We start from the raw sequence: 25,487 nt of genomic DNA, 5'->3' as shown, positions 1-25,487 counted from the left end.
ATGATCAAAGTTGATCAACTGCATAAGTCGTTCGGTATCCACGAAATTCTGAAGGGCATTGATCTCACCGTACATCAAGGTGAAATCGTCGTGATTATCGGTCCTTCAGGATCGGGTAAGTCAACATTGCTCCGCTGTCTGAACTGTCTGGAAGTGCCAACGTCAGGTACGGTCAAAGTCGAAGGGCAAAATTTTGCCGATCCTTCCGGACGTTATCATGAGAAGCGTGTCGCCAAACTAAGAACAGAGATTGGGATGGTTTTCCAAAGCTTTAACCTTTTTCCGATGATGACCGCGATTCAGAATGTCATGGCGGCACAAATAAAAATAAGGAAAAAGTCGCCGGAAGAAGCAAAAGTCACTGCTGAAGAATACTTGAAAAAAGTAGGGCTTGCGGAACGTATGCACCATTATCCGAATCAGCTTTCCGGTGGGCAGAAACAGCGCGTCGCTATTGCCCGTGCACTTGCTATGGAGCCACATATCATGCTGTTCGATGAAGCGACTTCGGCTCTTGACCCGGAGCTTGTCGGTGAAGTCCTGAAAGTGATTCGCAAACTTGCTGATGAAGGAATGACTATGATTCTTGTTACGCATGAGATGCGCTTTGCAGAAGAGATCGGCGATCGGATCATTTTCATGGACCAGGGGGTGATTGTTGAGGAAGGAAAACCGGACGACATGTTCAATGCGCCGAAACACGAAAGAACCAAGCGATTTATTAATCAGGTGCTGCATCCTGAATCCGAGAAAGTGTAATCGTGCTGGCATTTGCCGAGAAGCATTATTCTGCAAACAAATAATTTATTCAATGGAGGATGTTCCACTTCTTTTTGTGGGACATCCTTGTTTCATACTATAAGAAAGTATATAAATTTTAAGGAGCATAGTATAAGTGCGACGGCAACTTCGCCTTCGCCGGAGGCATGGCGAAGCCAAGTTTTCTAATACTATAAGAAAGTATATAAAATTCAAGGAAAATAGTATAAGTGCAACTAGGACTTCGCCTTCGCCGGAGGCTTGGCGAAGTCAAGTTTTCTAATCTGGTGCTAGAAGAGAGCATATGTTTTTACCCGCAGGCAACCGGCAAAATAAGACAATGTTTAGGCATCAAAGCGGAGGTGCACTGGCGCCTGTGGAATTGTTTCAATTGATGCGTGCCAGCGCCGCAGATTTCAGTATGAGTTCTGCTGCCGGGTCTCGTCCTGTGCATCGTCAATCGAATACCTTGTTTGACAAAGGAAGATCAATTATCTAAAATTAGAATGAACGTTCATTCTAATCGAGAGAAGGAAATTCTGGTCATGAAAATGAAAGCTTTAGGAAAAAGTGAAGTACATGTATCGAAAATTGGTGTGGGCACAGCTGCCTGGGGATTCAAATTGATGGGCTATGGGAAGTTCTATCAGAAACAGGATTTATGGGAAGCTTATGTAGCCAGTCTTGATCATGGTGTCAATTTTTTCGATACAGCCGACAGCTACGCGAGAGGAGATTCGGAGCGGCTGTTAGGAGAATTTCGCGAAAAGGACGGACGCATGGCCGTGATTGCCACCAAGCACAATCCTAAGGCTGACAAACGCCCCGAGGATATAATAAAAGCGATCGAAGCCAGCTTAGAACGATTGAAGACAGAGGCGATTGATCTTTACCAGCTGCATTATCCGCCCAAGGATCAGGATCTGGAACAGTACGCGGAACTGCTGGCCGATGCATACGCCCATGGGCTGATTCGCGCCATCGGCGTCAGCAATTTTAATCTGGAGCGTACGGCAGCCTTTCATCAGTTTTTACAAAAGCGGGGACTTTTCTTAAGCGCCAATCAAGTATATTATCATTTATTAGAACGACGTATCGAACGCAGCGGACTGATTGATTATTGTGAGCAGGAACGGATCTCGATCATTCCCCTGTCACCGATGGCCCAGGGCGTGCTCACCGGCAAGTATCAGTCCGGGGATAAAAAATTATCGTTGCAGCAAAAAGTCTACTTATGGATTCAGCAGCTTGATCTTTTTCACGAGGGAACGCAAGGCCTTCCGCTCTGGCGCCGCTTGATGAGAATGCCTGAGGCAGCAAAGATCAAAAAGTATGATCCGCTGTTTCAATTGTTGCGCGAGACCGCTGCCGCCCGCGAGACTTCTGTTGCGCAAATCGCACTGAGCTGGCTGATGCAGGCGAGTGATCAGATCATTCCGATCCCTGGTGTGAAGAACCGAAAACAGGCAGTGAGCAATGCAGGCCTGCCGACAATTGGGTTGACACAAAAAGAATATGACGCATTGTCAAAAATGGAGGAACAATTGGCTAATGAATGATGCACGTCTTGAACGGTTGTTCACGGAAACGCTTCGGCTCATTTCAGAACAGGGTTTTTATGGAACACCGATGTCACAAATTGCGAAGTGCACCGGAATCAGCATTGGCAGTATTTATAATCAGTTTGAAAATAAAGAAGTTCTGCTGAATGAACTGTATAAAAAAATTAAAATCGATTTTGCGAACCATGTTTTTGAACATTTGCATGCTCATGATCCGATTGAAAAGCAATTAAAAGATATGCTGACGCAAATCTTCTATTACTATCTTGAACATCGCCAGGCGCTTAATTTCATCGAGCAATACGAAAATTCGCCGCTCATCCGTCCGCAGACACAGCAGGATCTGCAGCCGCATGTGCAGCGGATTGTCCAAACATTTAAGCAGGGCATGCAGGAACATAAAATCAAGGAACTGCCTGCGGAATCACTGATTGCGCTCTGTTTTGGCGCGGTGTCGTCGCTTGCCAAACTGTATGTACGGAAAGCCGCGCAGCAAATCCGCCCGGAAGAGATTGACACGCTGATCGATGCGGTGCTGAGCATGGCAAGAGCAGATTCCGCAGGCAGATAGGCAAATCAGGCGAAAGTTGCAAGCGCCAGCGCCTGAATAAGAAAGGCTCTGATGCGCCCTCTGAAGTCTATCCTGATGCGCGTTTTGCTTTTTCTACTCTTGAATTTAAAATTCAGCGGATTATAGGATAAGTGCAGCACGTCTTTGCCTTCGCCAGAGGCTTGGCAAAGCCAGGTTTTCTAATATCCCCTGTAAGCTACGCAGGATACTTCCAGCCTGGCGCCCTTGGGCAGAGCTGCGACCTGAACTGCGCAGCGGGCGGGCAGGACTTCGCCATTAAAAAAATGTGCGTAAATTTCATTGACGGTGGCGAAATCGCTGATGTCCGTTAAATAAACGGTCGCGCTGACAACATGTGAGAAGTCAAGATCCGCTTCGTTTAACACGGCCTTCAGGTTCAGAAAGATGCGCTGAGCCTGCGCTTCAATACTGCCTTTCACCAGTTCCCCGGTCTCCGGATCCAGCGGGATCTGTCCTGACGCGAATAAAAAATCACCGGCCAGAACACCTTGAGAATAAGGACCGACTGCTTTTGGCGCAGCAGATGTTACCACTTGTTTCTTCATTGAAATCAACCTCCCGATTGTGTAATTATTGGAGAGCGGCTACTTCGTTCTGAATGCTGAAGCCGCTTTTTTTAAGTTTATCACAGCAGTGCATGGAGCGTGAAAAAATTCCGTGCTGTTATTTTTTCAAACTTCAGGCACGTGTTCGAATGGCATAAGCATCAAGAATGATGCGGCCCATGATCTGCAAAGGCAGCCGCGAGCGCACTTCATAATCCGGAAAATACGATTCTTTCGATTTGTAACCAACGAGTGCAAGCTCTGACAGGGCATAAAGCGGGCTGTCACGGTTGGCGGTCAGAGTTACGGTACTGATGCCATTTGCTTTGCAGTTCTTCGCAGCTTCGACGAGCTCGGCGGTGGAGCCATTTAAAGAGATGAAAATCACCAGATCCTGTTTTTCAATACGGCTGCTGATGGTACGAATGATATTCGGATCATCATGCATTTCGCAATACTTGTTGACAAGCTGGAATTTGATGCACATTTCTTTTGCGATCAGCTCAGAAAAGCCGCGGGCGAACAGAAAAATTTTCCGCGCGTAAATGATTTTCTGCAGCACATCCTCAATGGTTCCGCGATCAAGCATTTGAATGGTTTTTGTGACTTCTCGCTCATTTTTCAGGATCGCTTCTTTGATTTTATTGTCCACTTTTTCCACAACGGAGAACTCAGGAGTGCGCCGATGTTCATCCTTAAGTCGAATCTTGAATGAAGTAAAGCCATCATAGCCCAGCTTCTTCATGGTCCTGACAATTGTAGCCGTTGAGACATTCGCCTTTTCGCTGAGACGGACGATTGAAATCTGCGGCATTTCGTTAATATGTTCCTGAATATAGCGAAGCAAAAATTTTTCACTGTCGCTCAGCAGGTCAAAATACTTGTTGACACGTTCAAAGAAATTCAAAGCCATGCCCGCCTCTCATATTGAAAATATTTACACTGATTATAGCTTTTTTCGTAAACTTTTTCACGACCCAGTATGGCACAATGAAGATGTAGCAAAGGAGCAAGGAAAGTGAGGGAAAGCTTGTGATCTATACATGCACCATGAATCCTGCAATCGACCTGTTTACTGAATTTGAACATTTTGAACCCCATGTGGTGAATCGGAGTGTTTTTGAGGATTATCAGGCAAACGGGAAAACCATTAATATCTCATTTATGCTGAAAAAAATGGGCATCGAAAATTGCGCAACCGGTTTTCTTGGCGGTTTTACCGGGAAGTACATTGAAGATGAACTGAGACGGGCGGGCATTGATACAGATTTTGTCCACATTGACGGTATCACCCGAATCAATACCTTTATAAAAGCAGGGGAGAAGGAGTACAAAGCCGTGAATCGCGGGCCGGTGATTGATGAAAAAGCTCAGGATGCATTGATCGCGAAAATCAGCGGTCTTGAACCCGAGGATCTCTTATTTGTCTCCGGAAGTCTTCCCAGGGGTGTCAATGGAACGATTCTGAAACGAATCTCCGAGCTTTCTGTTAAGAAAGGGTTCAGGCTGGTGCTGGATGTGAGCGCAAAAACGCTGCTTGACTGCTTGTCCGATCACCCGTTTCTGATCAAACCGAGCGACGAGGAGCTCGCGGCATGGCTGGATGAGGATCCCACTGTTTTTGAAGATGACGTTCGTCTTATTGATGCGGCAGTGCAGCTTCTGAATAAAGGTGCCGAACGCGTACTTGTCTCACGTGGGGAGAAAGGGACAATGTATCTGGATCGAGACCGGGTTCTGCAGACAACGGCGCCAAGGGGAGAAGTCGTCAATACAGCATGCGCCGGTGACACTTTGCTTGGCACATTTGTCGGCTCACTGCTTCAGCAGAAAAGCATAGAAGATGCACTGATATTTGCGACGGCTGCCGGATCATCAACGGCATTCACTGCCGGATTAAGCGATTTAAAGGATGTTCCGGAATTGATGCAACAGGTTAAACTGATCAATGATACAGAGGGGGTACGAAAATCATGACGAAAATTATTGCAGCAACAGGCTGCCCGACAGGCATTGCCCATACTTTTATGGCTAAAAAAGCTTTGGAAGATGCCGCAAAAGCAAAAGGAATTGAAATCAAAGTGGAGACGCACGGGCAGGCGGGTATTGAAAATGCGCTGACACCGCAGGAAATTGCGGAGGCGGATGGCGTCATTATCGCAGCCGATAAGGATGTTGATGAGGACCGTTTTGCCGGAAAACGTGTGCTTAAAGTTTCCGTTACCAAAGGGATTAAAGAACCGGATAAATTAATTGAGGAAATTGTAAGCGGTTCCGTACCGCTGTTCAAAAGCGGAAAAACACCGGTATCCGCAAACACGAGCGGCAGCGTGGAAAAAGAATCCTTTGCGCATAAGCTGTATGTGTATTTGATGAACGGTGTGTCGCATATGCTTCCTGTGGTTGTAGCCGGTGGCGTTTTACTTGCGATCTCATTTATGTTTGGCATTAATTCAGCGGATCCGAAGAGCCATGAGTACAATGTCTTTGCAGCCAATCTGAACGCAATTGGTAAAGTCGGTCTGGGACTGATGGTTCCGATTCTCTCGGCTTATATCGCTCAGGCGATCGGCAAACGTCCGGGGCTGATCATCGGGTTTATTACCGGAATGATTGCCTACACAAACGGTACAGGTTTTCTTGGCGGTATCGTCAGCGGCTTCATGTCCGGATATTTGATTCTTCTGATTGAGCAAGTCTTAAAGGGGCTTCCCAGGCAATTTGACGGTTTAAAATCCATCTTCCTTCTTCCGGTACTTGGCGGCTTTATCGGTGGTTACTTAATGGTTCTGCTTTCCTCACCGATGACTGCAATCAATGAAGGAATGATGCATTTTCTGAGCAATATGCAGAATCAAAGTCCGCTTGTTCTCGGTTTGATCGTCGGCATGATGTGCGCATTCGATATGGGCGGCCCGGTGAATAAAGCGGCTTATGTTACAGGGGTCGCTCTGCTCGGCCAGGGGAACTTTTACTTCATGGCCGGTGTTTCGGCCGCCTGCATCGCCCCGCCGATTGCCACAGGGTTTGCCGTCCTGTTTGCCGGAAAGTATTTTGAGAAAGAAGAACGCAATGCCGGCTATGTCAACTTTCTGCTTGGTTCGACACACATCACGGAAGGCGCGATTCCTTTTGCAGCAAAGAATCCGCTGGTCGTGATTCCGTCACTGATGGTCGGTTCTTCTATCGCGGCCATTCTGACCTATTATCTGAAAGTTCAGGTGCCTGCCCCGCATGGCGGCTTCATTGTTCTGCCGATCGTGACTCATCCGCTGCTCTGGGTGCTTGCGATACTCGCAGGAGCACTTGTTTCCGGGTACCTGATTGCTGCGGATCAGAAGCACCGCTATAAAAAGAACATGAATCTTCAGGCAGAGTCAGCCGCACAGTCGCCAGCATCCACGCATGAAAAAGATGCTCCTGCGTCTGAGACGTCCGGACTGCTGAAGAAAGAAAACATCTACTTTGAGAAGGGCATCAGGACAAAGGACGAGCTGTTCCGGTTCATTGCGGAAAAGATGCAGGAAAAAGGCGTCATTCAGGATCAGCAACAGTTGATTCGCGCTTTTCAAAAACGAGAAAACCAAAGCTCAACAGGTATGGAAGGCGGCTTTGCGATACCGCACGCTCAATCGGAGACGATCAACCAGGCATCCATGCTGGTGATCAAACTGGCTGATCCGATCACTGACTGGCCAACGCTTGACAACAACCCGGTCACCTTTATCATTGCCTTTATGATTCCACCGAAAGGCAGTGAAGCACATCTGCATTATCTGTCGGATACCGCTCAGAAGCTGGTTGACCAGAATACGGTGCATCAGCTGAAAAATGCCGAGCATGCTGACCAGATTTTTGCCCTGCTCCGCTAATGGTGCACAGTGAAACGATTCGCCGCTTTGGCGAGTCGTTTTTTAATTATCGTATAAGTGCGACGGCGTCTTTGCCTCAGCCAGAGGCTTGGCAAAGCCAGATTTTCTAACGGGGTTAAGGTATCCAATCAAGCCATGGCTGGGCCGGGCATTAAAACGGAGGCACTACGCTGGCGCCTGCGGGATTGTCCCGGCGATGCGTGCCAGTGAGATCCTGCAGCTTACCTGAGGAGGCTGGCAGTGCGCCCGCGGCAAGCGAGCAGCCACGGCAAAAATGCAACGCGAAAACCATCACATTCTGCGAAAGGTAAAGATCGGTTTTTTTTGCGGATAGAAAAATAAGGCGATGCATGTCACCATATCCGGCATGCGTCGCCTATCTATTTCATGTAGGAGGTGATTCATATGGCAACCAGCACAATCACGGAATCAGCTTTTGTGATGACTCTGAACGGCGGTCAGGATGAGAAAGGCGAAACCATCGTACTCACAAAATCGTTCAGAAATATTAAGCCGGCAGCTGCGGAAGCCAGCCTGCTGTCTATCGCGCGCAAGCTGGCGCCGCTCCAGCAGCACGAGCTGATCACCGTTGAACGCCACGATTCAGCGGAAATAACCGACTAAACGGTGAGAAAAAATGAGTAGAAAGGAGGAGCATCAATGAAAACATTGAGTCTTGTATTTCTGAATACTGAAGGCAAAAGCGTCACGCTTTCGCTGAACGATCCGGTTGAACCGGCGGATCCAGCTGCGATCAAAGATGCTATGAGCGCAATTATCACCGAGAATGTGTTCCAATCCACAGGCGGCGATTTAACGGCGATCAAATCAGCACGCATCTCGGAAAACAACACGACACCAATCGAACTGGAAGCATAATGTCGAGCAGAAGCCGGAACACACATCCCGGCTTCTGTTTTATTTGGAAAGGAGGTTTCCGCATGGAGGTGTGGTTCTCAATGATTAAGGATGTCGGATTCCCGGCAGTGGTCACTTTTTTCCTCTTGCATAGGATTGAAAGCAAGCTGGATGAGCTGATTCGTTCGGTTCGCCTGCTTCCGATTGATCAGGAACCCGGCCGAACGGAAGATCAGCTTCAGAAACAGGCATAAAAAAGAGAGCCGTCTGCTGCCCATCACCATGATGGCCGGTAAATGCCGCACCATGACCGGTAAAGTCGTCAGAATGACCGGTAAACCATTATTCGGAGCACAATCAGATCCAGTTTTGTCATCAGCAGGTTGGCAAAACTGGTTTTAGTTTGTGTTGTTTTTGTGAACATACGCTCTTTATAATTAAAGTGTAGATAGAGAGAGGGTTTTCACAAAATGTAAGCGTTTTAACGAATGGATCATACCTATGAACGTTTTCATCGTTGACCCGCGATTTATTCCGGCACTGCATGGAATAAACAATGAAGGAGGAGAAAGTTATGTCAGGAAGTTCGATTAAAGTAAAAGTCCAGAAGTTCGGCAACTTCCTAAGTTCAATGATTCTGCCCAACATCGGAGCGTTCATCGCCTGGGGACTGATTACGGCCCTGTTCATTCCGACCGGATGGATTCCGAACAAGGCACTTGCTGAACTGGTTACGCCGACCGTCACTTATTTGCTGCCGATTTTAATTGGCTACACGGGGGGTAAACTTGTCTTTGATCACCGCGGCGGGGTTGTCGGTGCCATTGCTACCGCAGGAATCATTATCGGTACGGATATTCCGATGTTTCTCGGTGCCATGATCATGGGACCGCTCGGTGGCTACCTTATTAAAAAATTTGATCAATCGATTGAAGGAAAAGTGAAGACAGGATTTGAAATGCTTGTCGATAACTTCTCGGCAGGAATTCTTGGAGCGATTCTTGCTATTATTGCTTTTCTTGGCGTCGGGCCGGTTGTCGACGCGGTCAGTGGCGGGCTTGCCTCAGGTGTGGAATGGCTTGTTCATGCCGGACTGCTCCCGCTTGCCAGCTTGTTTATCGAACCAGGCAAAGTTCTATTCTTGAACAATGCAATCAATCATGGTGTGCTGACGCCGATCGCCGTTGATCAGGCGCGCCAGTATGGCAAGTCAGTGCTCTTTTTCCTTGAAGCCAATCCTGGTCCCGGTATGGGTGTTCTTCTGGCTTACTGCTTCTTTGGCAAGGGCAATGCGAAGAAATCAGCGCCCGGTGCAGCGATCATTCACTTTTTCGGCGGCATTCACGAAATCTATTTTCCATACATTTTAATGAAACCGCTTTTAATTGTAGCAACCATTGTCGGCGGTATGAGCGGCATTTTCACGCTTGTTGCTTTGAACGGTGGGCTGGTCGGACCGGCTTCTCCAGGCGGCTTTCTTGCAATGCTGGCCGTCACACCGAAATCTTTTGGCAGTTTTGCGGCCAATATCGCCGATGTCTTTGTTTCGCTGACCGTTTCCTTTCTGATCGCGGCACTGATTCTGAGAACCGATAAGTCGGGGAATGAAGATCTTGAGGAAGCAACTCGAAAAATGGAGAGCATGAAAGGCAAGAAGAGTCGCGTTTCCAGTGTGCTCATGAATTCAAAAACGCTCGATCCGCAGGCCGTGAAAAAAATCGTCTTTGCCTGTGATGCGGGGATGGGCTCAAGCGCCATGGGCGCGTCGCTACAGTAAAACGCATCCAGAGCAAGTTGTGGCAGCGATTGGCCGGGCGTCTTTCCTGACTACGGCAATCGGTCCGAAAGTGCTTCCGTTCATTGCGCCATTGATTGCAGAAGGACTGACGGAACGCTTAAAACATACACATGAAAAACTTTATGTGATTGCATGCGAAAATCAGATCAATGCAACGGATCTTTTAAAAAATGAAGTTTTGAAAACGCTTAATGAAGAGACGGTTAAAAAAATGGAGGGAACGGTATTTTTCCTGAATTCGGCTGTCGACCGTATCGTGCCCTTGCAGCATAATGAAGAACTGCTTGATGTGCTGGTTGAGAACTATCATGAATGGATTGTTGCGACTAAAGAAAAATTACCTGAAGTAAAAGGGATGCAAATCGTTCCGGATCTTGCTCCTTACATTGAACGCAAACTCTTTACCGTCAATACCGGTCATGCAACAACCGCCTATCTCGGTTATCAGGCTGGGAAAAACAAGATTCATGAAGCATTGGCTGATCCGGATATTTATCGGGATGTCAAAGCAACGATTGAAGAAACCGGTGCCTACCTGATCAAGCGTTACGGCTTTGCCGCTGAGACGCATGAACGGTATATTGAAAAGATTCTTCACCGTTTCCAGAATCCGAAATTGAATGATGATGTCACGCGTGTCGGACGTTCACCGATTCGCAAGCTTGGTCCGGAAGACCGGCTCGTGAAACCGGCTCGTGAAGCGAAGCGGCTCGGTCTGTCCTTTACTCATCTTGCTCAAGTCATAGCGGCAGCTCTGCGTTTTGATTATACCGAGGATGCTGAAGCAGCAGAACTGCAGAAACAGCTGAAAACAAAGGGCGTGCTGGCCGTATTGAACCAGGTGAGCGGTCTGTCCCCGGAAGACCCGATCACAAAAGAAGCCATTCGTTATTATAAAGAAAATTCGGTGAAACCAGGATGAGAGACAGGGCGTTATCACCTACATTTTTAAATCTCCAGTGCGCGAAAAAAGGTACGTATTCAAACCAGGCTGTCCCGTCAGGGTGGCCTGGTTTTTTTCTGTGACAATACATGCATAAGCATCAAAACGGAGGCGCGGGACGCCTGTGATAAGCGAGCAACCATAGCGGCGATGAACAAAAGGTATAGATCAACGGCACGTGAACGGAGATTAATGACTGTTTTTCTCATCCGTGAGCATCCCGTTATTTATAAAGAAAAGAAGTTTAAGAAAACAAAATGCTAGCTGTCCATATTTTGCTCACCATATGCCTGCGTACGCTGATTTGCCGTTGAAAGTTTTTTTCTGGCGTTCAGTATGAGCGATTAATGAGGTATAATGAAAAGAAAACAGGAGAAAGGGCTTTCATGAGAGCACATGACCGAATATATGCAGCATTAACACAACGCGCGGATCAGGGGCATATGGATGCAACCGCACGGAACTTGCGAATCAACTGAATCTGAGCCGCTCGGTGGTCAGCCATTATTTAAGCGGGTTGCTGAAAGAAGGACTGGTTCTGAAAAAAGGAAGAAAGCCCGTTCGATGGTCGGCCGTGCAAAATATAATTCATGAACCAGAAGAACGGAAAACGGATGCATTCCATGCCTTCATTGGTTTTGACGGAAGCCAGGAAGCGGTTATTGAGCAATGCAAAGCATCGGTTAATTATCCGCCAGACGGATTGCCGCTCATTATAAATGGTGAAAGCGGAGTTGGAAAAAGCTTTCTTGCGAGTCTGATCTATCACTATGCGGTGGACAATGGCGTGATTGCCCCGCATGCTCCGTTCATCATTTTAAATTGTGCGGATTACGCAAATAATCCCGAACTGCTTTCAAGTACGTTATTTGGTTACCGGAAAGGTGCGTTTACAGGAGCGGATCAGGATAAAGCGGGACTTCTTCAGCAGGCGGATGGCGGATACTTATTTTTTGATGAAATTCATCGCCTGTCTTTTGAAAATCAGGAAAAGTTATTTATTTTTATGGATAAAGGGCAATTTCGGCCAATCGGTGAAAATAAACAATGGCAAAAATCGAAAGTCAGACTGATCTTTGCAACGACTGAGCAAAATGATGAGGTACTTCTCGGCACGTTTCGGAGAAGAATACCGGCGAAGGTTCATCTTTGCGGATTAAGTGAACGCCCGTTTTTCGAACGTTTTCAACTAATCTATTGTTTTTATCTTCAAGAATCAAAGAAAATTCAACGGAATATAGAGATCAGCAGCGAGGTGTTCAGTCAGCTGTGTTTCCATAAATTTGAAGGCAATGTCGGCATGCTCCGCAACATGATTCAATTAAGCTGTGCGCATGCATTTTCAACTCAGCAAAATCAGGAGTGGATCAAAATTGATCTGAATCATTTGCCGGCGGTAATGCAAAAACGTGCTGAATCATCCGGATACAGGAAATTGCCGCCGATTCGTATTTCCATGGATGACAGCGCTGGTGAGACAGTAATCAGTCCTGCGCCTCATCAACTGACGCACGAAATAATTGATTTCTTTACTCATCTCTCGCGTGACAGAAAAGACGGAAAAGCGCTCGACCGTTCAGCTCTGATTCTGCAATTTAAGAAACTGGCGCAGCAAATGCATCAGGCAAGTCAGGACAATGCGCGGTTCATCAATCAATCATCATTAATCTACGAGGAATTTAAGACGGAAGTGTTTCGGATAAAAGAACGCTACGGAATCATGTGCTCAGCCGATATCATTGATGCGTTGTTTGAGGCCTATATGATTTGCCTGAGAAGCAGGTGGCAGACTGATATAATCAGCAGCCTCGATGACTGTGTCATCCGTATTTTTCCAAAAGCGCATTACGTCGCCGAAAAACTGGTGATACGTCTTGAGCATCTGATCGATAAGAATATCAGCGGTTTGCTGACGCAATTATTTACCTTCTTTATTCAACCTTTTATTGCAGAAAATATTCAGCTTCACGGGTTGATGGTTGCTCACGGATCTCACACGGCAAGCAGCATTCAGACTGTTGTGAATCAACTGTGCCAGACATTCGTGTTCGAGTCTATTGACATGCCATTTGATACAGGAATTAACGAAATTATTGAGAAAGTCAAAGATTATCTGCACAGGCAGGATACGAGCGATGGGCTAATTCTGCTGGTTGATATGGGCTCCTTAACACACCTTTATTCATCGATTAAAAATCAGCTGGCCGGAGATCTTCTTGTCATCAATAATCTGACAACAGCTGTTGCACTTGATGTGGGGATGAAGATGGTTCAAAATGTTCCATTTAAAGTTATTGCAGAACAGGCAAAGGATGGATACGCTGTTGAAGCACGTTATTTTGAAGGGCTGACGCAAGGCAAGAACATCATCATCTCATGTATGTCCGGAGCAGGGATTTCAAATCGTGTACGCGAGATTATGACGCGTTTTATACCACAGGATCGTCTTGATGTGCTGACGATGGACTATAAGGAACTTCGTGATGCTGTCCTGCGGAATGATGAAACTTATTTTATAAAGACGCTGTTAATCATTACAACTTCCGAACTTCCGGCTAAGCTTGACGTACCCAGCGTCAACATCTACAAAATTCTGGAAAACAAAGGAAGAGAGTACCTGTGGCAGGAACTTCAGCCATTTTTAAGCCGGGCACATTTTGAATCCATGATCCAGCAGCTGTTAAAGGATCTTACTATTGAAGGCGTTTCGAGCAGGCTTAATTTTCTGAATCCGAGCATCATTATTAATGAAGTCGAGTATGTCATTTCATTATATGAAAAGTATTATGAGATGAAAGTGGATGGCAAGGGAAAACTCAACCTCTATATGCATATTGCCTTGATGGTTGAACGTCTGATCACAACAAAAAGCAATCACGCAAAGGAGCACCTCGACTTGCCGACTTCAGATGAGGAACAGGAATTCAATGCAGTGACGAAAGAAATTTTTCATGATATGGAAGCAAAGTATAATATTCATGTGAACGGATATGAACGCACACTTCTTTATGAGCTGCTGAGACAGTTTATCAAAAGGAACAATGAATAGCGCTATGTGTTTAAAAGATGAATCCATGTGTTTAAAAAACAGATTAGAAAACCTGGTTTCGCCAAGCCTTTGACACGGGCGAAGCCGCCGGCACTTATACTATTTTCCTTAAATTTTATATACTCTTAAAAAAACAGACTCCTTTTAACGGCCCTCTGAAGTTGGACAAAAGAATTCAACTTTTGGGGGTTTTACTATGACCAAATAGCCAACTGGATGAAAAGGTTCTTAACTACTGGCACATCAAAGCGGAGGTGCGCCTGCGGCAGGCTAAAGAAATAGATTAACGAATCAGGATTGGACCAGGCACTCTCGCAAAGGACACATACGGACCACCTTAATTTCAGGGCCAGGGCTGTCATCAACTCTTATGTGTGCAAAAAAAGTTGGCACGAATATTGCTTATTGTATGGTGAATGCGAGGTGATTGGCAGAACCAGAGTTGATGAACAAGACAAGGTGCGAAGCAGATAATAAAAGGGGGCAATCATTTCTATGGCAAGTAAAGAAGAAATCTCAATGATCGGATTTGAAATTGTCGCATATGCGGGTGATGCAAAATCAGCACTGATTAAGGCTTTGGATCAGGCACGCCAGGGTAACTTTGAGGAAGCACGCCAATTAGTTGAGGATGCTCAGAAGTCGGTCAATGATGCACATCAGTCACAAACCAGGCTGCTGAGCGAAGAAGCTGGCGGCCAGGACATGAGCGTTACTTTTATTATGGTTCATGCACAGGACAGCTTAATGACCACAATGATGCTCATGGAAGAAACGAAATTCTTTATCGATATTTATGAAAGGGTTTACAGACTGGAGAAAAAATAAACGTCCTGTGTGATGACGCAAGTCCATTTGTCAGGAATTACCCGAAAACATGACTTCGACAGAGCTCAGACAAAAGTGAAGCCATCGCATGAAACCTTAAAAATTCAGTTCTTGCCTATGGAATCAGGCAACCGTTTTTATTACCAATATACACATAAAGGGGAGCTACTTATGAATTGGTTAATCAACCAGTTGATTAAAATGAAGCCGACTTTTGAAAAAATTGCGGCGAATCCGTATCTGTCCGCGATCCGTGACGGATTTATTGCCGTCATGCCGGTTATTCTTTTTTCAAGTCTGTTTCTTCTTGTTGCATTTATCCCGAACATTTGGGGTTTTTACTGGAGTGCCAATGTACAAAACTATTTATTGAAAGCCTATAATTTCTCAATGGGGCTGTTGGCCATTTTCATTGCAGCGACAACAGCTAAATCGTTGACTGATTATAAGAATCTGTCGCTGCCAAAAACCAATCCGGTCAATCCGATATCGGTGATTATTGCCTCGGAGATCTGTTTCTTTATTGTGGCTGCAGATCCACTCAAAACAGGCATCGATATTTCATTTCTCGGGACAAAAGGGCTTATCTGCGCGTACATCATCGGATTAATTGTGCCGAACATTTATTATGTATGTATTAAGAATAACGTGACCATTAAGATGCCGCCGCAGGTCCCGCAGAATATTTCTCAGACGTTCAAAGACTTGATTCCTATGGCACTTTCCGTACTTGCTTTCTGGTTGTTTGATATTGTGTTCCGTACCATTTCACACAATCAGAATCTTGCACAGTCAATCATTACGGTTCTGTCCCCGCTTTTCTCGGGTACGGACTCGTATATCGGCCTGATGATCATTGCAGGTGCGATGGCTTTCTTCTGGTTCATCGGTATTCAGGGACCATCCATCGTTCAGCCGGCGGTAATCGCGATCATGCTGGCCAATACAGACGCAAATATGAAACTTTATCAGGCGGGCGAGCATCCTTGGCATGTGTTTGCGAATAACACAATGGACTATGTCATGAATCTGGGCGGTACCGGATCAACGTTTGTCCTCGCCTATATGTTCCTGCTTCTGGCAAAATCGAGACAGCTTAAGGCCGTCGGTAAGGCAACCTTTGTGCCGGTCAGTTTCTCGGTCAATGAGCCGATTCTTTTTGGTACGCCAATCATTATGAATCCGGTATTTTTCATTCCGTTTATTTTGACACCGATGCTTAACGTCGCCATTCTCAAGTTCTTCGTTTCCACTTTGCACATGAGCGGATTTATCTATTATCTGCCATGGACACTTCCGGCACCGATCGGTATCGTAATGAGTACACGCTTTGCCGTACTTTCCTTTCTGATGGTTGCCGTAATGCTGCTTATCGATGTGCTGATTTACTATCCATTTATGCGTGCCTATGACATTCAGCTGATTGCTGAGGAAGCCGCCGCAGACGCCGCACCTGCAGCGAGTGGCCAATCCAGAGTCGCAGCAACTGACAAGGATGCTGCGGTTGCCGACAATCACGAAACTCAGTCAGGCGAAGCGAAAACGATCGATAAAGAAACTAATGTTCTGGTGATCTGTGCTGGCGGAGGGACGAGCGGAATTCTCGCCAATGCTTTGAACAAGACCGCAAGTGAAAGGAAACTTCCGCTGAATGCTGCGGCACGCGCCTATGGAGCGGATATGGACCTGATTCAGGATATGGATCTGGTGATTCTTGCACCGCAGATGGAAAGCATGAAGGACAATCTGAAGAATATCTGCGACAAATATGACACGAAAATGGTAACAACAAGTGGCCGACAGTATATTGAGCTAACGCGGGATGCGGACAAGGCACTTCGTTTTGTCAGTGAAAATATTTGAATGTCTGTTATGAAATTTGAACAAGGAGTGAACGCTTTGCTGAAATTACCAAAAGGATTTGTACTTGGCGGTGCAACGGCAGCTTATCAATGTGAGGGAGCCACTCAGGCTGATGGAAAAGGAAAAGTGCTGTGGGATGATTATCTTAAAGAACAGGGACGCTTCAGCCCTGATCCAGCCTGCGATTTTTATCATCGCTATCCTGAAGATCTTGTGCTCTGTAAGCAGTTCGGAATTAAGGCAATTCGCGTATCGATCGCCTGGTCCCGTATTTTTCCGGAAGGGCATGGCCGAATTGAACCGCGCGGAGTTGCTTTCTATCATCGTTTATTCGATGAATGTGCCGAACTGGGCATCGAGCCTTATGTCACGCTGCATCACTTCGATTCTCCCGATGCGACCTATCGAACCGGCGATTGGCTGAATCCTGAAAACATCGACTATTTTGTTGACTTTGCTGCATTCTGTTTTAAGGAATATGGCAGCCAGGTAAAAAAATGGATCACGATTAATGAACCGGTTTCCGTATCGACACAGCAGTATATTACCGGTACTTTCCCACCTCAGGAACATTTTCAGTTTCTGAAGGCTCTGCAATGCGAGCATAACTTTAACCTTGCTCATGCCCGTGTGGTGAACCTGTTCAAGAAGATGGGCTGTGAAGGCGAGATCGGCATTGTCCACGCACTGCAAACGGTTTATCCGGCATCGGATGATGTGAAAGATCGTCATGCTGCCGATTTGCAGGATGCGCTGGAAATCCGTTTCTATCTCGACGGAACGCTGGAAGGAAAATACAGCGATACAACACTGCAGCTGGTGAATGAAATCCTTGAGAAAAATGGCGGCGGTGAACTTGTCATTACCGATTCGGATCGTGATGAACTGGACAGAGCCGCTGACCAGCTTGACTTTGTTGGTGTGAACTACTATTTCAGTAAGTTCGTTAAAGATTTTGAAGGAAAGAGCGAGTTTACTCACAATGGAACCGGAACGAAAGGCACTTCCGTTTCCCGTCTCCAGGGAATCGGGGAAGTGATTCGTAAGGAAGGCATTCCGACGACCGATTGGGACTGGCCGATTTATCCACAGGGTATCTATGATATGCTGATGCGTATCACCAAAGAATATCCGAAGACCAGGAAAATTTATGTGACTGAGAACGGCCTTGGCCATAAAGATAAGTTCGAGGGAAAAGACCAGCTGATTGATGATCAGCCCAGAATTGATTATATCGAACAGCATCTTGAAAAAATTGCAGAAGCCATTCAGGATGGCGCCAATGTCCAGGGATATTTCGTCTGGTCACTCCAAGACATGTTTTCTTGGACCAATGGGTACAACAAACGATACGGACTGTTCTATGTTGATTTCGAAACGCAGGAACGCTATCCAAAGAAAAGTGCCTATTGGTTCAAAGAATTGTCGCACGCAATTGACAGCTGATTTACGTCAGCCAGGTGATATAAACAGAGATTTAATGAAACCGTTCAAAGTGGTTAAAATCACAATCAGCAGTTTTCAAAAATCTGCTAAGAATCCAGGAGCCATGCCGGAACCTGGATTCTATTATTTATACATTCTATGGTTAATGGATTTGTGGCAAAGTATAAAATTTTGCCTGACACCCAGCCCAATAACAATTTCATATCCAGGCATCAAAACAAGGTCTTGCTTGTCCGAGGAGACTTGCGGTTCGTCCGTGGCAAGCGAGTAGCTGAAGAGCCCACCAGGTACAAGATCACTGGCAAGGGATCAGGCGTTTTTTCCCGCTTTCTAACCATGAACGGTAAATGCTTCTCGCGATGACCAAATATAAGATTTACCGGTCATTCAGCACGGATCACGTGTGAACCACCCACTTGCTCTTTTAACTGGCAAAATACAAAACAGCGAGTGAAACATTCACCCGCTGTTGCTTGTTAGTAATATGACCATTTATCACGGCCGGGAAAGTCCAATCAACATTAATTGAGATAAAGGACATGCCCTCCTGACCCAAGGTCGATTTTAAGATAAGAACCGTCCTGGGTTCCTTTAACTGAGTGTCCATCGACAATTAGCTGTTTCTTCTGTGCCTTGGACAATGGAAGATAGATCCAGGCTTTGCTGTTTTCGGGAATCTGGACAGTCACTTTCAATCGATTTCTCTTCAAAAGATAGGATGCAGTAATGTTGCCCTTAATGGTAGGTACCTTGATGGCTGCGCGATCGATGTTACCTGGCTGCAGTTTCACCTGGAATGTGTCAAAGCCTGGAGTCAGCGGTTGAATGCCGAACAGCCCCTCAACAATCTGGCTTGCGGGTGCCGATCCCCATGGGTGTGAAAAAGTCAGATTTCCTTTGAGCGTTTCATCCCATGCTTCCGGAGTGATGGTTGCATTTAAATCGTTCAGCACATGTGCATAGGTCCGCTTATCGGAAGAGTCCGTATTAAGTAACAGCTGCTCAGCGACTTCTCCCGCATTCGCATGATATAATCCTCTCAGCACAAAGTAAGCACCATAGATACTTGTTTTAAATTTGCCCTGACTTTTAATTGTTTCGGCCAGTTTGTCCGCCATTGATTGATTATCAAAAACATCATAGGCTAATGCGAAGGCAGTCGCATGCTGCGACAGTGTTCCGGAAGTGCTGAGTGAATCATGAAACGCACCTTTTTCAGGATCATAAAGCTTCTTTATCATTGCTTCTTTGATCGCCTTCGCCCGGTCACTATATAACTGACTATCCTCGTGCTTGCCAATGGCCTGAGCAATTTTGGCCATGTCTTCATAAGCGCCTGCCGAAATCGAGTTAAATACAGTATTGTAATCGGAAAATTGATAGCCGTCCCGTTCAACGGTCGGCCAGTCGACCAGGCAGTCTCCCTTAACCAGTCCCAGTTCCGGATTATAATTATTCAGGAACAGTTTCTCTTTCAGCTTGTTATAATTAGCGACCAGAGAGGCCTTGTTGCCCGTATACAGATAGTCGTTCCAAGCGACTTCAACTGAAAAAAGTTTATATTCGGCCGGCCATGTCGGATTGTCGATCAAATACTCATGAGAGTGGCGGGCCAGAGAATAATCAGCCTCAAACGCATAGCTGGAAAGGGCGTTAATCAGCGCATCACCCTCGTAGGCGCGCCGTTCCCGAGCCTGTGAGTCGGTGTACAGATCCTGATTGGTGGCTTTGACCGTGTATTTGGTCAAGTTGTAAATTCGGTTCAGCAACGGGTTTGATGAGGTAAATGAAGAGGCGTGATCATCAAAATCCTGCCGCATGGCACTTCCCTGAACCTGATTGACGTTTAGTTCATCAGGAGCATTTAGAATTTCAACGTAACGGAAATTCTTCATGCCGGTCGTTTCAATTGTCTGATGCCCTTTTTTCAGTGTCCATGTTTCTTCGTAATCATTGCCTGCATTTAATTTATATTTTACATTTCCCGAACGATCCAGCTGTTCCCCGTAACGTACCGTTATTTTCCGGGAGTCCGGGCTGTTGATGCTTAACTGTAATCCGCCAATGATTTCACTGCCCAGATCAATAACCTCCCGATCCGATTTATGCGTCACTTTTTGTGCACGGACAGAGTGAAGGGTTGTATTTTCCGATGTATACGGCGTTAAGTTTTCTTTGCTCTGATCAATGATTGTCCCTGTTACAGAAGCATTCTGCCAGGCTGAGTCATTGAAACCGATCGTGTTCCATCCGAACGGATACTTCGTGGCATCAATATTTTCCGCCGCCTGCTTATAATAGCCGGTTCCGACGCTCGTTCCGTTGTCGCCGAATGCGGACGTACCGTCCAGGGTTTTCCAATTGCCGGCATCCCGACCAGAGTTTACAACGACTTTCTTGGTGCCGTCTGTATAATAAACAGTCATCTGAACCAGAAAGGATTTTCCTGCAGTCGCGTAATTGATCGCGCTGATCACATTGTCTCCCTTTCGGATCAGATCGGTCACATCATAAGTATTATAGTACTGGCTTGTGCCGTTACTGCGTGCCGGACCGATGCCGACGGCTTTCCCGTTGAGATAAAGATTATAAACATGCTGTTTACTTGCTTCCGTATGTGCGAAGACGTGCAACCTCGGTGTCTCTGAATAAAATGATGGATGAACGACAAACTCCATGCGGCGAGGCATGGAGTTTGTCAAAAATGAGTTGCAGGCCAGTGGCCTGGTCAGGCTTAAATCATAAGAAATGAGGATGTGAGCATTAGTCCGCAGACAGTGCATCAATTGGATTCAGCCGTGACGCGCGTCTTGCCGGCAGAAGCGCGGCAATAAATGAGATCACCAGAGCGATGATCACCGTTGTGATGATGTTGGTAATTGTAATCTGGACAATGTTGAATTTAACGATACTGTAGAGCAGATGATTGAGCAGCGCGCTGAATCCGTATGCCAGGATTATGGAGAGTGCTGCAGAAAACAGTCCGATCAGAATCGATTCGGCGGTAAACAGACGGCGAATATCTTTTTTCCGTTGCCCCAGTGCGCGCAGAATGCCGATTTCCTTCGTTCGTTCAGAGACCGACATATACATGGTCACGATGATCATAAGCGCGGAGACAACAAGTGAAATGCCGGCGATTGCTGAAAGGACAATCGAAGCCATCTGGACATATTGATTCACCGTATCCAAAATGTCGCCGACGGTAATCGATCCATAAACATATTTGCCGTCGTCTTTTAATCCCTGGATCTTCTTGGCGACCTGTTTTACATAGTCGATCTCGGTAACGTTAACAGAAACAAAATTTGCCTTCGTTTCACCGTTCTTCTTCTCGATCAGTTCACGCATCGTGTGGTAATTGGTGATCGCCGGGATGCTTGCTTGTCCGCCATTCAGAAATCCGACGACTTTAAGCTTACCGGTCACCTGGATGGGCTGGTTTTTCTTATTGATCCATTGAAAGGTCAGGTTGATTTCTTTTCCCAGCAGTTTTTTGTAGGTTTTGGCACTGGACAGAGCGATTGCTTCGTTCTTATTGATCACAATCTCATTGTCTCCAGGTGCATGCCCGGTTTTGACAGTGTCTTCAGCAAATGCCTTCGTCCATGTCTGGATGCCTGAGCTGTTCGAATTCTTCTTATTATAGGACAGGGTGTACGTGCTGAGCTGATAACCAGGCTCTACCTTATCAACGTGTTTTAAGTCGTTCAGGCGGTCAACCTGATCGTCTGTAAGCAGCAGCTTAGACGGGTCGCTTGCAAATTGCTGCATCGACTGCTGCAGCTCGGTGCTGGTCATTTTCTTACCGGTCGGATTCTTCATCACTGTAATCGAATTGGGATTGATCATTGAATTGATTTGATCCTGGATGAACGCGTTAATTCCGTTTCCGAGGCCGCTGAAGAGCAGTACGGCAAACAGTCCGATTGCCGTTCCCAGCATAATGATCGAATTGCGCCAGAAGTTAAAAGAGAGGTGTTTAAAAGCATTTTTGTAACTTGCTCCGGCGGAAAGTGGTTTTTGATGGAAGTCTGTCTGCACATTTTCAGGCAGTTCATAAGCGGGTTTCAGTCGCGTGTCTCCATCAATCTTTCCATCGGTCAGATGAACGATTCGCGTACCATGGCCTGCCACTTCTTTGGAATGGGTGACGGCGATAACCAGCTTGCCTTCCACTGCAATTTGTTCCAGAAGCTTGAGCACTTCCGCAGTATTCTTTGAATCCAACGCACCTGTCGGTTCATCAGCGATGATGATGTCAGGATCGCTGGCGAGTGCTCTTGCAATGGCCACCCGCTGTTTCTGACCTCCTGAAAGCTGGCTTGGACGTTTCTTTAAATGCTCACCCAGGCCGACTTTTTTGAGCAACTCGATTGCCCGTTCTTTTCGCTGGCTGCCGCTCAGTGTTGTCATATCTAAAGAGACCAGAACATTTTCAACAATGTTCAAATGGCTGATCAGATTATACGATTGGTAGATATAGCCGATCGTACTGCGGCGGTAGTTGTCCAACTGCTTTTCCTTGGTATGATCCAGCAGTTTTCCTTCTACCTTTACCTGACCCGTAAATTTACGGTCCAATCCGCCGATGATGTTCATCAGGGTTGATTTGCCACCGCCGGATTCTCCCAGGATCGAAACGAATTCGCCCCGTTCGAGCTGGAGATCAATGCCTTTCAGGACCGGGAATTCTTCTTTGCCTAAAAAGTACGATTTATGAATGTTTTGTAATTCGAGAAAAGCCATCTGTCTCCTCCTTTATTGTTTACACAAGACAAATATACAAAAACTAAAACATAATGTCAATAATGTTTTAGTTTTTTGACAAAAAACAAAGAAATTCTTAAAATAATGTTAATGAACAAGAAACGGGAAGTGTGGCGTGGACAGCTAATGAAAAGAAGTGAACGAAAAGCAATGATGCGGGCGCGCATTCTAAGAGTTGCTACTGATATGTATATCAAAGCAGACCCGGAGACAATTGAAATGCGCCAGTTAGCACGGAATATCGGTATTTCATCAGCGACGCTTTACAAATATTTTTCAAGCAAGCAAGAACTGTCTCAGGCGATAGCGATGCGGATGCTCACCAAGTATCATGATATGGTAATGAGCTACTTAAAGGATCAAAGTCTGACATTTCCAGAGGTTGCGCAACGTATGCAGCGTTTGTCAAAGCGCATGTTCAGCCGTGTGCATATAAAAATGATTGATTTCGTTTTCCGGCTGTATCAGAACAATAGCGAAGTGAATCGGTTATTTGGCAGCCAAAGTAATTTCTGGCGCCATTTTGTTGCACGTGGGCGAAAAGAGGGGTATATTGCCGACAATTTAAGCGACACAGCGGTGTTTATTTATATCGACATGTTTTTTCAGTATTTCCGCAACCCGCAGCATATGGATAAGTTCAAACTGACACCGCAACTGCTACAGCAAATTGACCATGAACTGGATATGATGTTTTATCGAGGGCTTCTGGGTGTCAACGGTGACATAGAACAGGGAACAAAATAAGGAAGAAACTGGCTGGTCAAAAAGCAGAAAGCTAGAAAATGAAAGGGCTAACATTATTGAGAACTGGTGAATCCATCAGTAACATCGAAAGAGTTCAAGCTTCTTCATCCAATAAGAGACTCGTGCTTTTGTGCCACGATAAGAAAGTATAGAATGTTCCCGTGTATTCAAACCAATAGTCCAGTAACTTGGCCGAGAATCCAGGCAGAGGTGCACTGGCGCCTGTGCAACGTTCTTGCTGATCGCTCTGGTTAATGCGTGCCGTGAGACCCCGCAGATTTTAGCCTGTCTGGGGAGATGCTCCTAGACTGCCCGCGGTCGTGCACAGTTGATGCGAGCAGCTGGAGCGTTGATGCCAACAAAACAAACAGATCAAAGACTCCGGTAGAAAACTGTGAAAACACGCGATGACCGGTAAATGATGATTAGTGACCGGTAAATCGTACTGAATGACCGGTAAATAGCGCAGGAATGACCGGTAAATCATGCTGAATGGTCGGTAAATCGCAGTCAAACGGCATCCTGTGAAAGTACGTCCTGTGCACAACGCGGAAGCCACCGCATCCTGCGGAAGTAAGGACCGGGCGTTTTTTGCCCGGTTTTTCTAAAAAGTAAAGAAAGTATAAGATTTTGCACCGAATTTAAACTATATAATAAACCAGTGTCTTGGCAGAGAATCAAAGCGGAGGTGCGAGACGCCTGCGGGATTAGCGTGCCAGCGAGACCCGCAGGTTCTTGCTTGTCTGAGGAGGCTCGCGGTGCGCCCGCGGCAAGCGAGCAACCGAAGTGACGATTCAGAACCCAAAGACACGAACCCATAACACATGGCTGGAGATTAAGGACCAGGCTATGCCCGGTTTTTCTAATTCCTTCATCTAGCGTCTGATCATTGAAGATAGCAGAAAGAAAGCTGATTTCCAAGGTTCATTGTTAAACTGTTAATCATCGCGTGATCCTTGATGTTTCGCGCCTTCCTTCACCTCAAACCTAACAACAGAAGTATTATTACGTGTATTTAGATCATTAAGTGTTACAGTCGAGAAATATTGACCATCAATTACTGTCTCTGCCTTAGCAATCCTAAGGGTTTTTAATAAACCGTATTGATGAAGTTATCCTGCACCCGGAGTGTATTTTCCACGAACGTTGGCGAGCAGTCCAGATTCCGAGCGATGTCCAGACTCCTGCGCACACCGCCCGAATAGGCAGAAACCCTGCGGTTGGCGACATCAGTTAGGTTAAAGCGTTTCAGCCAATGGTTTGCAACCTGACGTAGGATGTAAAAGAACCTAACAAAATAATATGAACATTTTGTTAAAAAAATCGATATTGATGAGTTTATATGGTGGAGAAGAAAACCTAAATAGAACTGAAAATTCATAATATTCATATAAAATTTATCATTTAGCGTTTATTCTATCTTTGATGGAGATCAGACAATGAGCAAGAAAAATCTACCATAATTTTGGATAAAGGTACAATCGTAAAAAATTAAAAATATTTTTCGGTAAATGAAACGTTTACATTAAATTAAAGTTATCAATATAATTTATGTCAGGTATCAATTAGCTAATGATACTAATTATAAATTAGTGTTCGTTTAACTCTAAGATATAATTCTAAATAATAATCAGTATTAATTAATAGAAAAAAACTTCCATAAAATTCATCCTTATGGATGGATAGCAATATCGTTATTTAGACCTATTTATGAAAATTAATGTGACATTTGTTACTGAAATCGCGATAAATCGGTAATTTGGCAATTATGTTAAAATCCAAAAAAACTATTTATTTATAATTTCAAAAAATTATAATAAAACTGTTTTAAATAATATGTCGTCTGAATTATCAA

General features: G+C 45.6%; 18 protein-coding genes and 1 pseudogene. 15 read left to right on the top strand and 4 right to left on the bottom strand.

Going from position 1 to position 25,487, the window contains the following annotated elements; translation table 11 throughout:
• The 3 genes from M3N64_RS05870 to M3N64_RS05860 all read left to right on the top strand — a co-directional run bounded on the left by M3N64_RS05870 (position 1) and on the right by M3N64_RS05860 (position 2,892).
• On the top strand, positions 1-759 hold the full coding sequence (locus tag M3N64_RS05870; protein ID WP_249099843.1) for an amino acid ABC transporter ATP-binding protein: 759 nt from the start codon (positions 1-3) through the stop codon (positions 757-759).
• A gap of 545 nt (positions 760-1,304) precedes the next feature.
• Positions 1,305-2,318 (top strand): aldo/keto reductase, encoded by a 1,014-nt coding sequence (locus tag M3N64_RS05865; protein WP_249099532.1) that lies wholly within the window; start codon positions 1,305-1,307, stop codon positions 2,316-2,318.
• Positions 2,311-2,892 (top strand): TetR/AcrR family transcriptional regulator, encoded by a 582-nt coding sequence (locus M3N64_RS05860; protein ID WP_249099530.1) that lies wholly within the window; start codon positions 2,311-2,313, stop codon positions 2,890-2,892. The genes M3N64_RS05865 and M3N64_RS05860 overlap by 8 nt, the downstream gene beginning before the upstream one ends.
• A 179-nt stretch (positions 2,893-3,071) precedes the next feature.
• On the opposite strand, the gene M3N64_RS05855 is transcribed toward M3N64_RS05860, so the two are convergent.
• Both M3N64_RS05855 and M3N64_RS05850 read right to left on the bottom strand, forming a co-directional pair.
• Positions 3,072-3,458, bottom strand: a complete 387-nt coding sequence (locus M3N64_RS05855; protein ID WP_249099527.1) for a RidA family protein — start codon at positions 3,456-3,458, stop codon at positions 3,072-3,074.
• A gap of 133 nt (positions 3,459-3,591) precedes the next feature.
• A complete protein-coding gene (locus tag M3N64_RS05850; protein WP_249099524.1) occupies positions 3,592-4,365 on the bottom strand; it encodes a MurR/RpiR family transcriptional regulator in 774 nt (257 codons plus the stop codon).
• Between the two features lie 125 nt (positions 4,366-4,490).
• On the opposite strand from M3N64_RS05850, the gene pfkB reads away from it, so the two are divergent.
• From pfkB to lacG, 11 genes and pseudogenes are all read left to right on the top strand, one after another.
• Complete coding sequence (gene pfkB, locus M3N64_RS05845; RefSeq protein ID WP_249099521.1) at positions 4,491-5,435, top strand: 1-phosphofructokinase; 945 nt, start codon at positions 4,491-4,493, stop codon at positions 5,433-5,435.
• The gene (locus tag M3N64_RS05840) at positions 5,432-7,330 is read left to right on the top strand and encodes a fructose-specific PTS transporter subunit EIIC (protein WP_249099516.1); all 1,899 of its coding nucleotides are present in this window, start codon (positions 5,432-5,434) and stop codon (positions 7,328-7,330) included. Before pfkB ends, M3N64_RS05840 begins: the two co-directional genes overlap by 4 nt.
• 405 nt (positions 7,331-7,735) lie before the next feature.
• The gene (locus M3N64_RS05835) at positions 7,736-7,954 is read left to right on the top strand and encodes a DUF1659 domain-containing protein (RefSeq protein WP_249099513.1); all 219 of its coding nucleotides are present in this window, start codon (positions 7,736-7,738) and stop codon (positions 7,952-7,954) included.
• Positions 7,955-7,990: 36 nt separating this feature from the next.
• Positions 7,991-8,209, top strand: a complete 219-nt coding sequence (locus M3N64_RS05830; RefSeq protein WP_249099510.1) for a DUF2922 domain-containing protein — start codon at positions 7,991-7,993, stop codon at positions 8,207-8,209.
• Positions 8,210-8,271: 62 nt separating this feature from the next.
• A complete protein-coding gene (locus M3N64_RS05825) occupies positions 8,272-8,442 on the top strand; it encodes a YvrJ family protein (RefSeq protein ID WP_249099507.1) in 171 nt (56 codons plus the stop codon).
• Between the two features lie 320 nt (positions 8,443-8,762).
• Positions 8,763-9,959, top strand: a pseudogene (locus tag M3N64_RS05820) (PTS mannitol transporter subunit IIBC); the annotation flags it as partial.
• Positions 9,922-10,908: a mannitol-1-phosphate 5-dehydrogenase gene (locus M3N64_RS05815; protein WP_438271006.1), complete on the top strand. Its 987-nt coding sequence runs from the start codon at positions 9,922-9,924 to the stop codon at positions 10,906-10,908. The pseudogene M3N64_RS05820 and the gene M3N64_RS05815, both read left to right, overlap by 38 nt.
• A 427-nt stretch (positions 10,909-11,335) precedes the next feature.
• On the top strand, positions 11,336-13,978 hold the full coding sequence (locus tag M3N64_RS14180; protein WP_368389897.1) for a sigma 54-interacting transcriptional regulator: 2,643 nt from the start codon (positions 11,336-11,338) through the stop codon (positions 13,976-13,978).
• A 495-nt stretch (positions 13,979-14,473) separates the two neighbouring features.
• Positions 14,474-14,806 carry a PTS lactose/cellobiose transporter subunit IIA gene (locus M3N64_RS05805; protein WP_249099501.1) on the top strand — a complete coding sequence of 111 codons (333 nt, stop codon included), beginning with the start codon at positions 14,474-14,476 and terminating at the stop codon, positions 14,804-14,806.
• Positions 14,807-14,977: 171 nt separating this feature from the next.
• Complete coding sequence (locus M3N64_RS05800) at positions 14,978-16,669, top strand: PTS lactose transporter subunit IIBC (protein WP_249099497.1); 1,692 nt, start codon at positions 14,978-14,980, stop codon at positions 16,667-16,669.
• A 36-nt stretch (positions 16,670-16,705) separates the two neighbouring features.
• On the top strand, positions 16,706-18,115 hold the full coding sequence (lacG, locus tag M3N64_RS05795) for a 6-phospho-beta-galactosidase (RefSeq protein ID WP_249099494.1): 1,410 nt from the start codon (positions 16,706-16,708) through the stop codon (positions 18,113-18,115).
• A 521-nt stretch (positions 18,116-18,636) separates the two neighbouring features.
• Here the strand turns inward: lacG and M3N64_RS05790 are convergent.
• Together M3N64_RS05790 and M3N64_RS05785 are read right to left on the bottom strand one after the other, a co-directional pair.
• Positions 18,637-20,748 carry a family 78 glycoside hydrolase catalytic domain gene (locus M3N64_RS05790; protein ID WP_249099491.1) on the bottom strand — a complete coding sequence of 704 codons (2,112 nt, stop codon included), beginning with the start codon at positions 20,746-20,748 and terminating at the stop codon, positions 18,637-18,639.
• Between the two features lie 130 nt (positions 20,749-20,878).
• A complete protein-coding gene (locus M3N64_RS05785; RefSeq protein ID WP_249099488.1) occupies positions 20,879-22,864 on the bottom strand; it encodes an ABC transporter ATP-binding protein/permease in 1,986 nt (661 codons plus the stop codon).
• Between the two features lie 147 nt (positions 22,865-23,011).
• On the opposite strand from M3N64_RS05785, the gene M3N64_RS05780 reads away from it, so the two are divergent.
• Entirely contained in the window at positions 23,012-23,632 is a 621-nt protein-coding gene (locus tag M3N64_RS05780) for a TetR/AcrR family transcriptional regulator (protein WP_249099484.1), read from the top strand.
• Positions 23,633-25,487 lie beyond the last annotated feature (1,855 nt).

Source organism: Sporolactobacillus mangiferae, from assembly GCF_023336505.1.
Classification (GTDB): Bacteria; Bacillota; Bacilli; order Bacillales; family Sporolactobacillaceae; genus Sporolactobacillus; species Sporolactobacillus mangiferae.
Note: the sequence above shows the minus strand (reverse complement) of the source record. Positions and strands in the feature narration are given on the sequence as shown.

Coding starts and splice junctions, on each gene's coding strand:
- M3N64_RS05870 (WP_249099843.1), top strand. CDS start 1: ATGATCAAAGTTGATCAACTGCATAAGTCGTTCGGTATCCACGAAATT.
- M3N64_RS05865 (WP_249099532.1), top strand. CDS start 1,305: ATGAAAATGAAAGCTTTAGGAAAAAGTGAAGTACATGTATCGAAAATT.
- M3N64_RS05860 (WP_249099530.1), top strand. CDS start 2,311: ATGAATGATGCACGTCTTGAACGGTTGTTCACGGAAACGCTTCGGCTC.
- M3N64_RS05855 (WP_249099527.1), bottom strand. CDS start 3,458: ATGAAGAAACAAGTGGTAACATCTGCTGCGCCAAAAGCAGTCGGTCCT.
- M3N64_RS05840 (WP_249099516.1), top strand. CDS start 5,432: ATGACGAAAATTATTGCAGCAACAGGCTGCCCGACAGGCATTGCCCAT.
- M3N64_RS05835 (WP_249099513.1), top strand. CDS start 7,736: ATGGCAACCAGCACAATCACGGAATCAGCTTTTGTGATGACTCTGAAC.
- M3N64_RS05830 (WP_249099510.1), top strand. CDS start 7,991: ATGAAAACATTGAGTCTTGTATTTCTGAATACTGAAGGCAAAAGCGTC.
- M3N64_RS05825 (WP_249099507.1), top strand. CDS start 8,272: ATGGAGGTGTGGTTCTCAATGATTAAGGATGTCGGATTCCCGGCAGTG.
- M3N64_RS05815 (WP_438271006.1), top strand. CDS start 9,922: ATGCGGGGATGGGCTCAAGCGCCATGGGCGCGTCGCTACAGTAAAACG.
- M3N64_RS05805 (WP_249099501.1), top strand. CDS start 14,474: ATGGCAAGTAAAGAAGAAATCTCAATGATCGGATTTGAAATTGTCGCA.
- M3N64_RS05800 (WP_249099497.1), top strand. CDS start 14,978: ATGAATTGGTTAATCAACCAGTTGATTAAAATGAAGCCGACTTTTGAA.
- M3N64_RS05785 (WP_249099488.1), bottom strand. CDS start 22,864: ATGGCTTTTCTCGAATTACAAAACATTCATAAATCGTACTTTTTAGGC.
- M3N64_RS05780 (WP_249099484.1), top strand. CDS start 23,012: ATGAAAAGAAGTGAACGAAAAGCAATGATGCGGGCGCGCATTCTAAGA.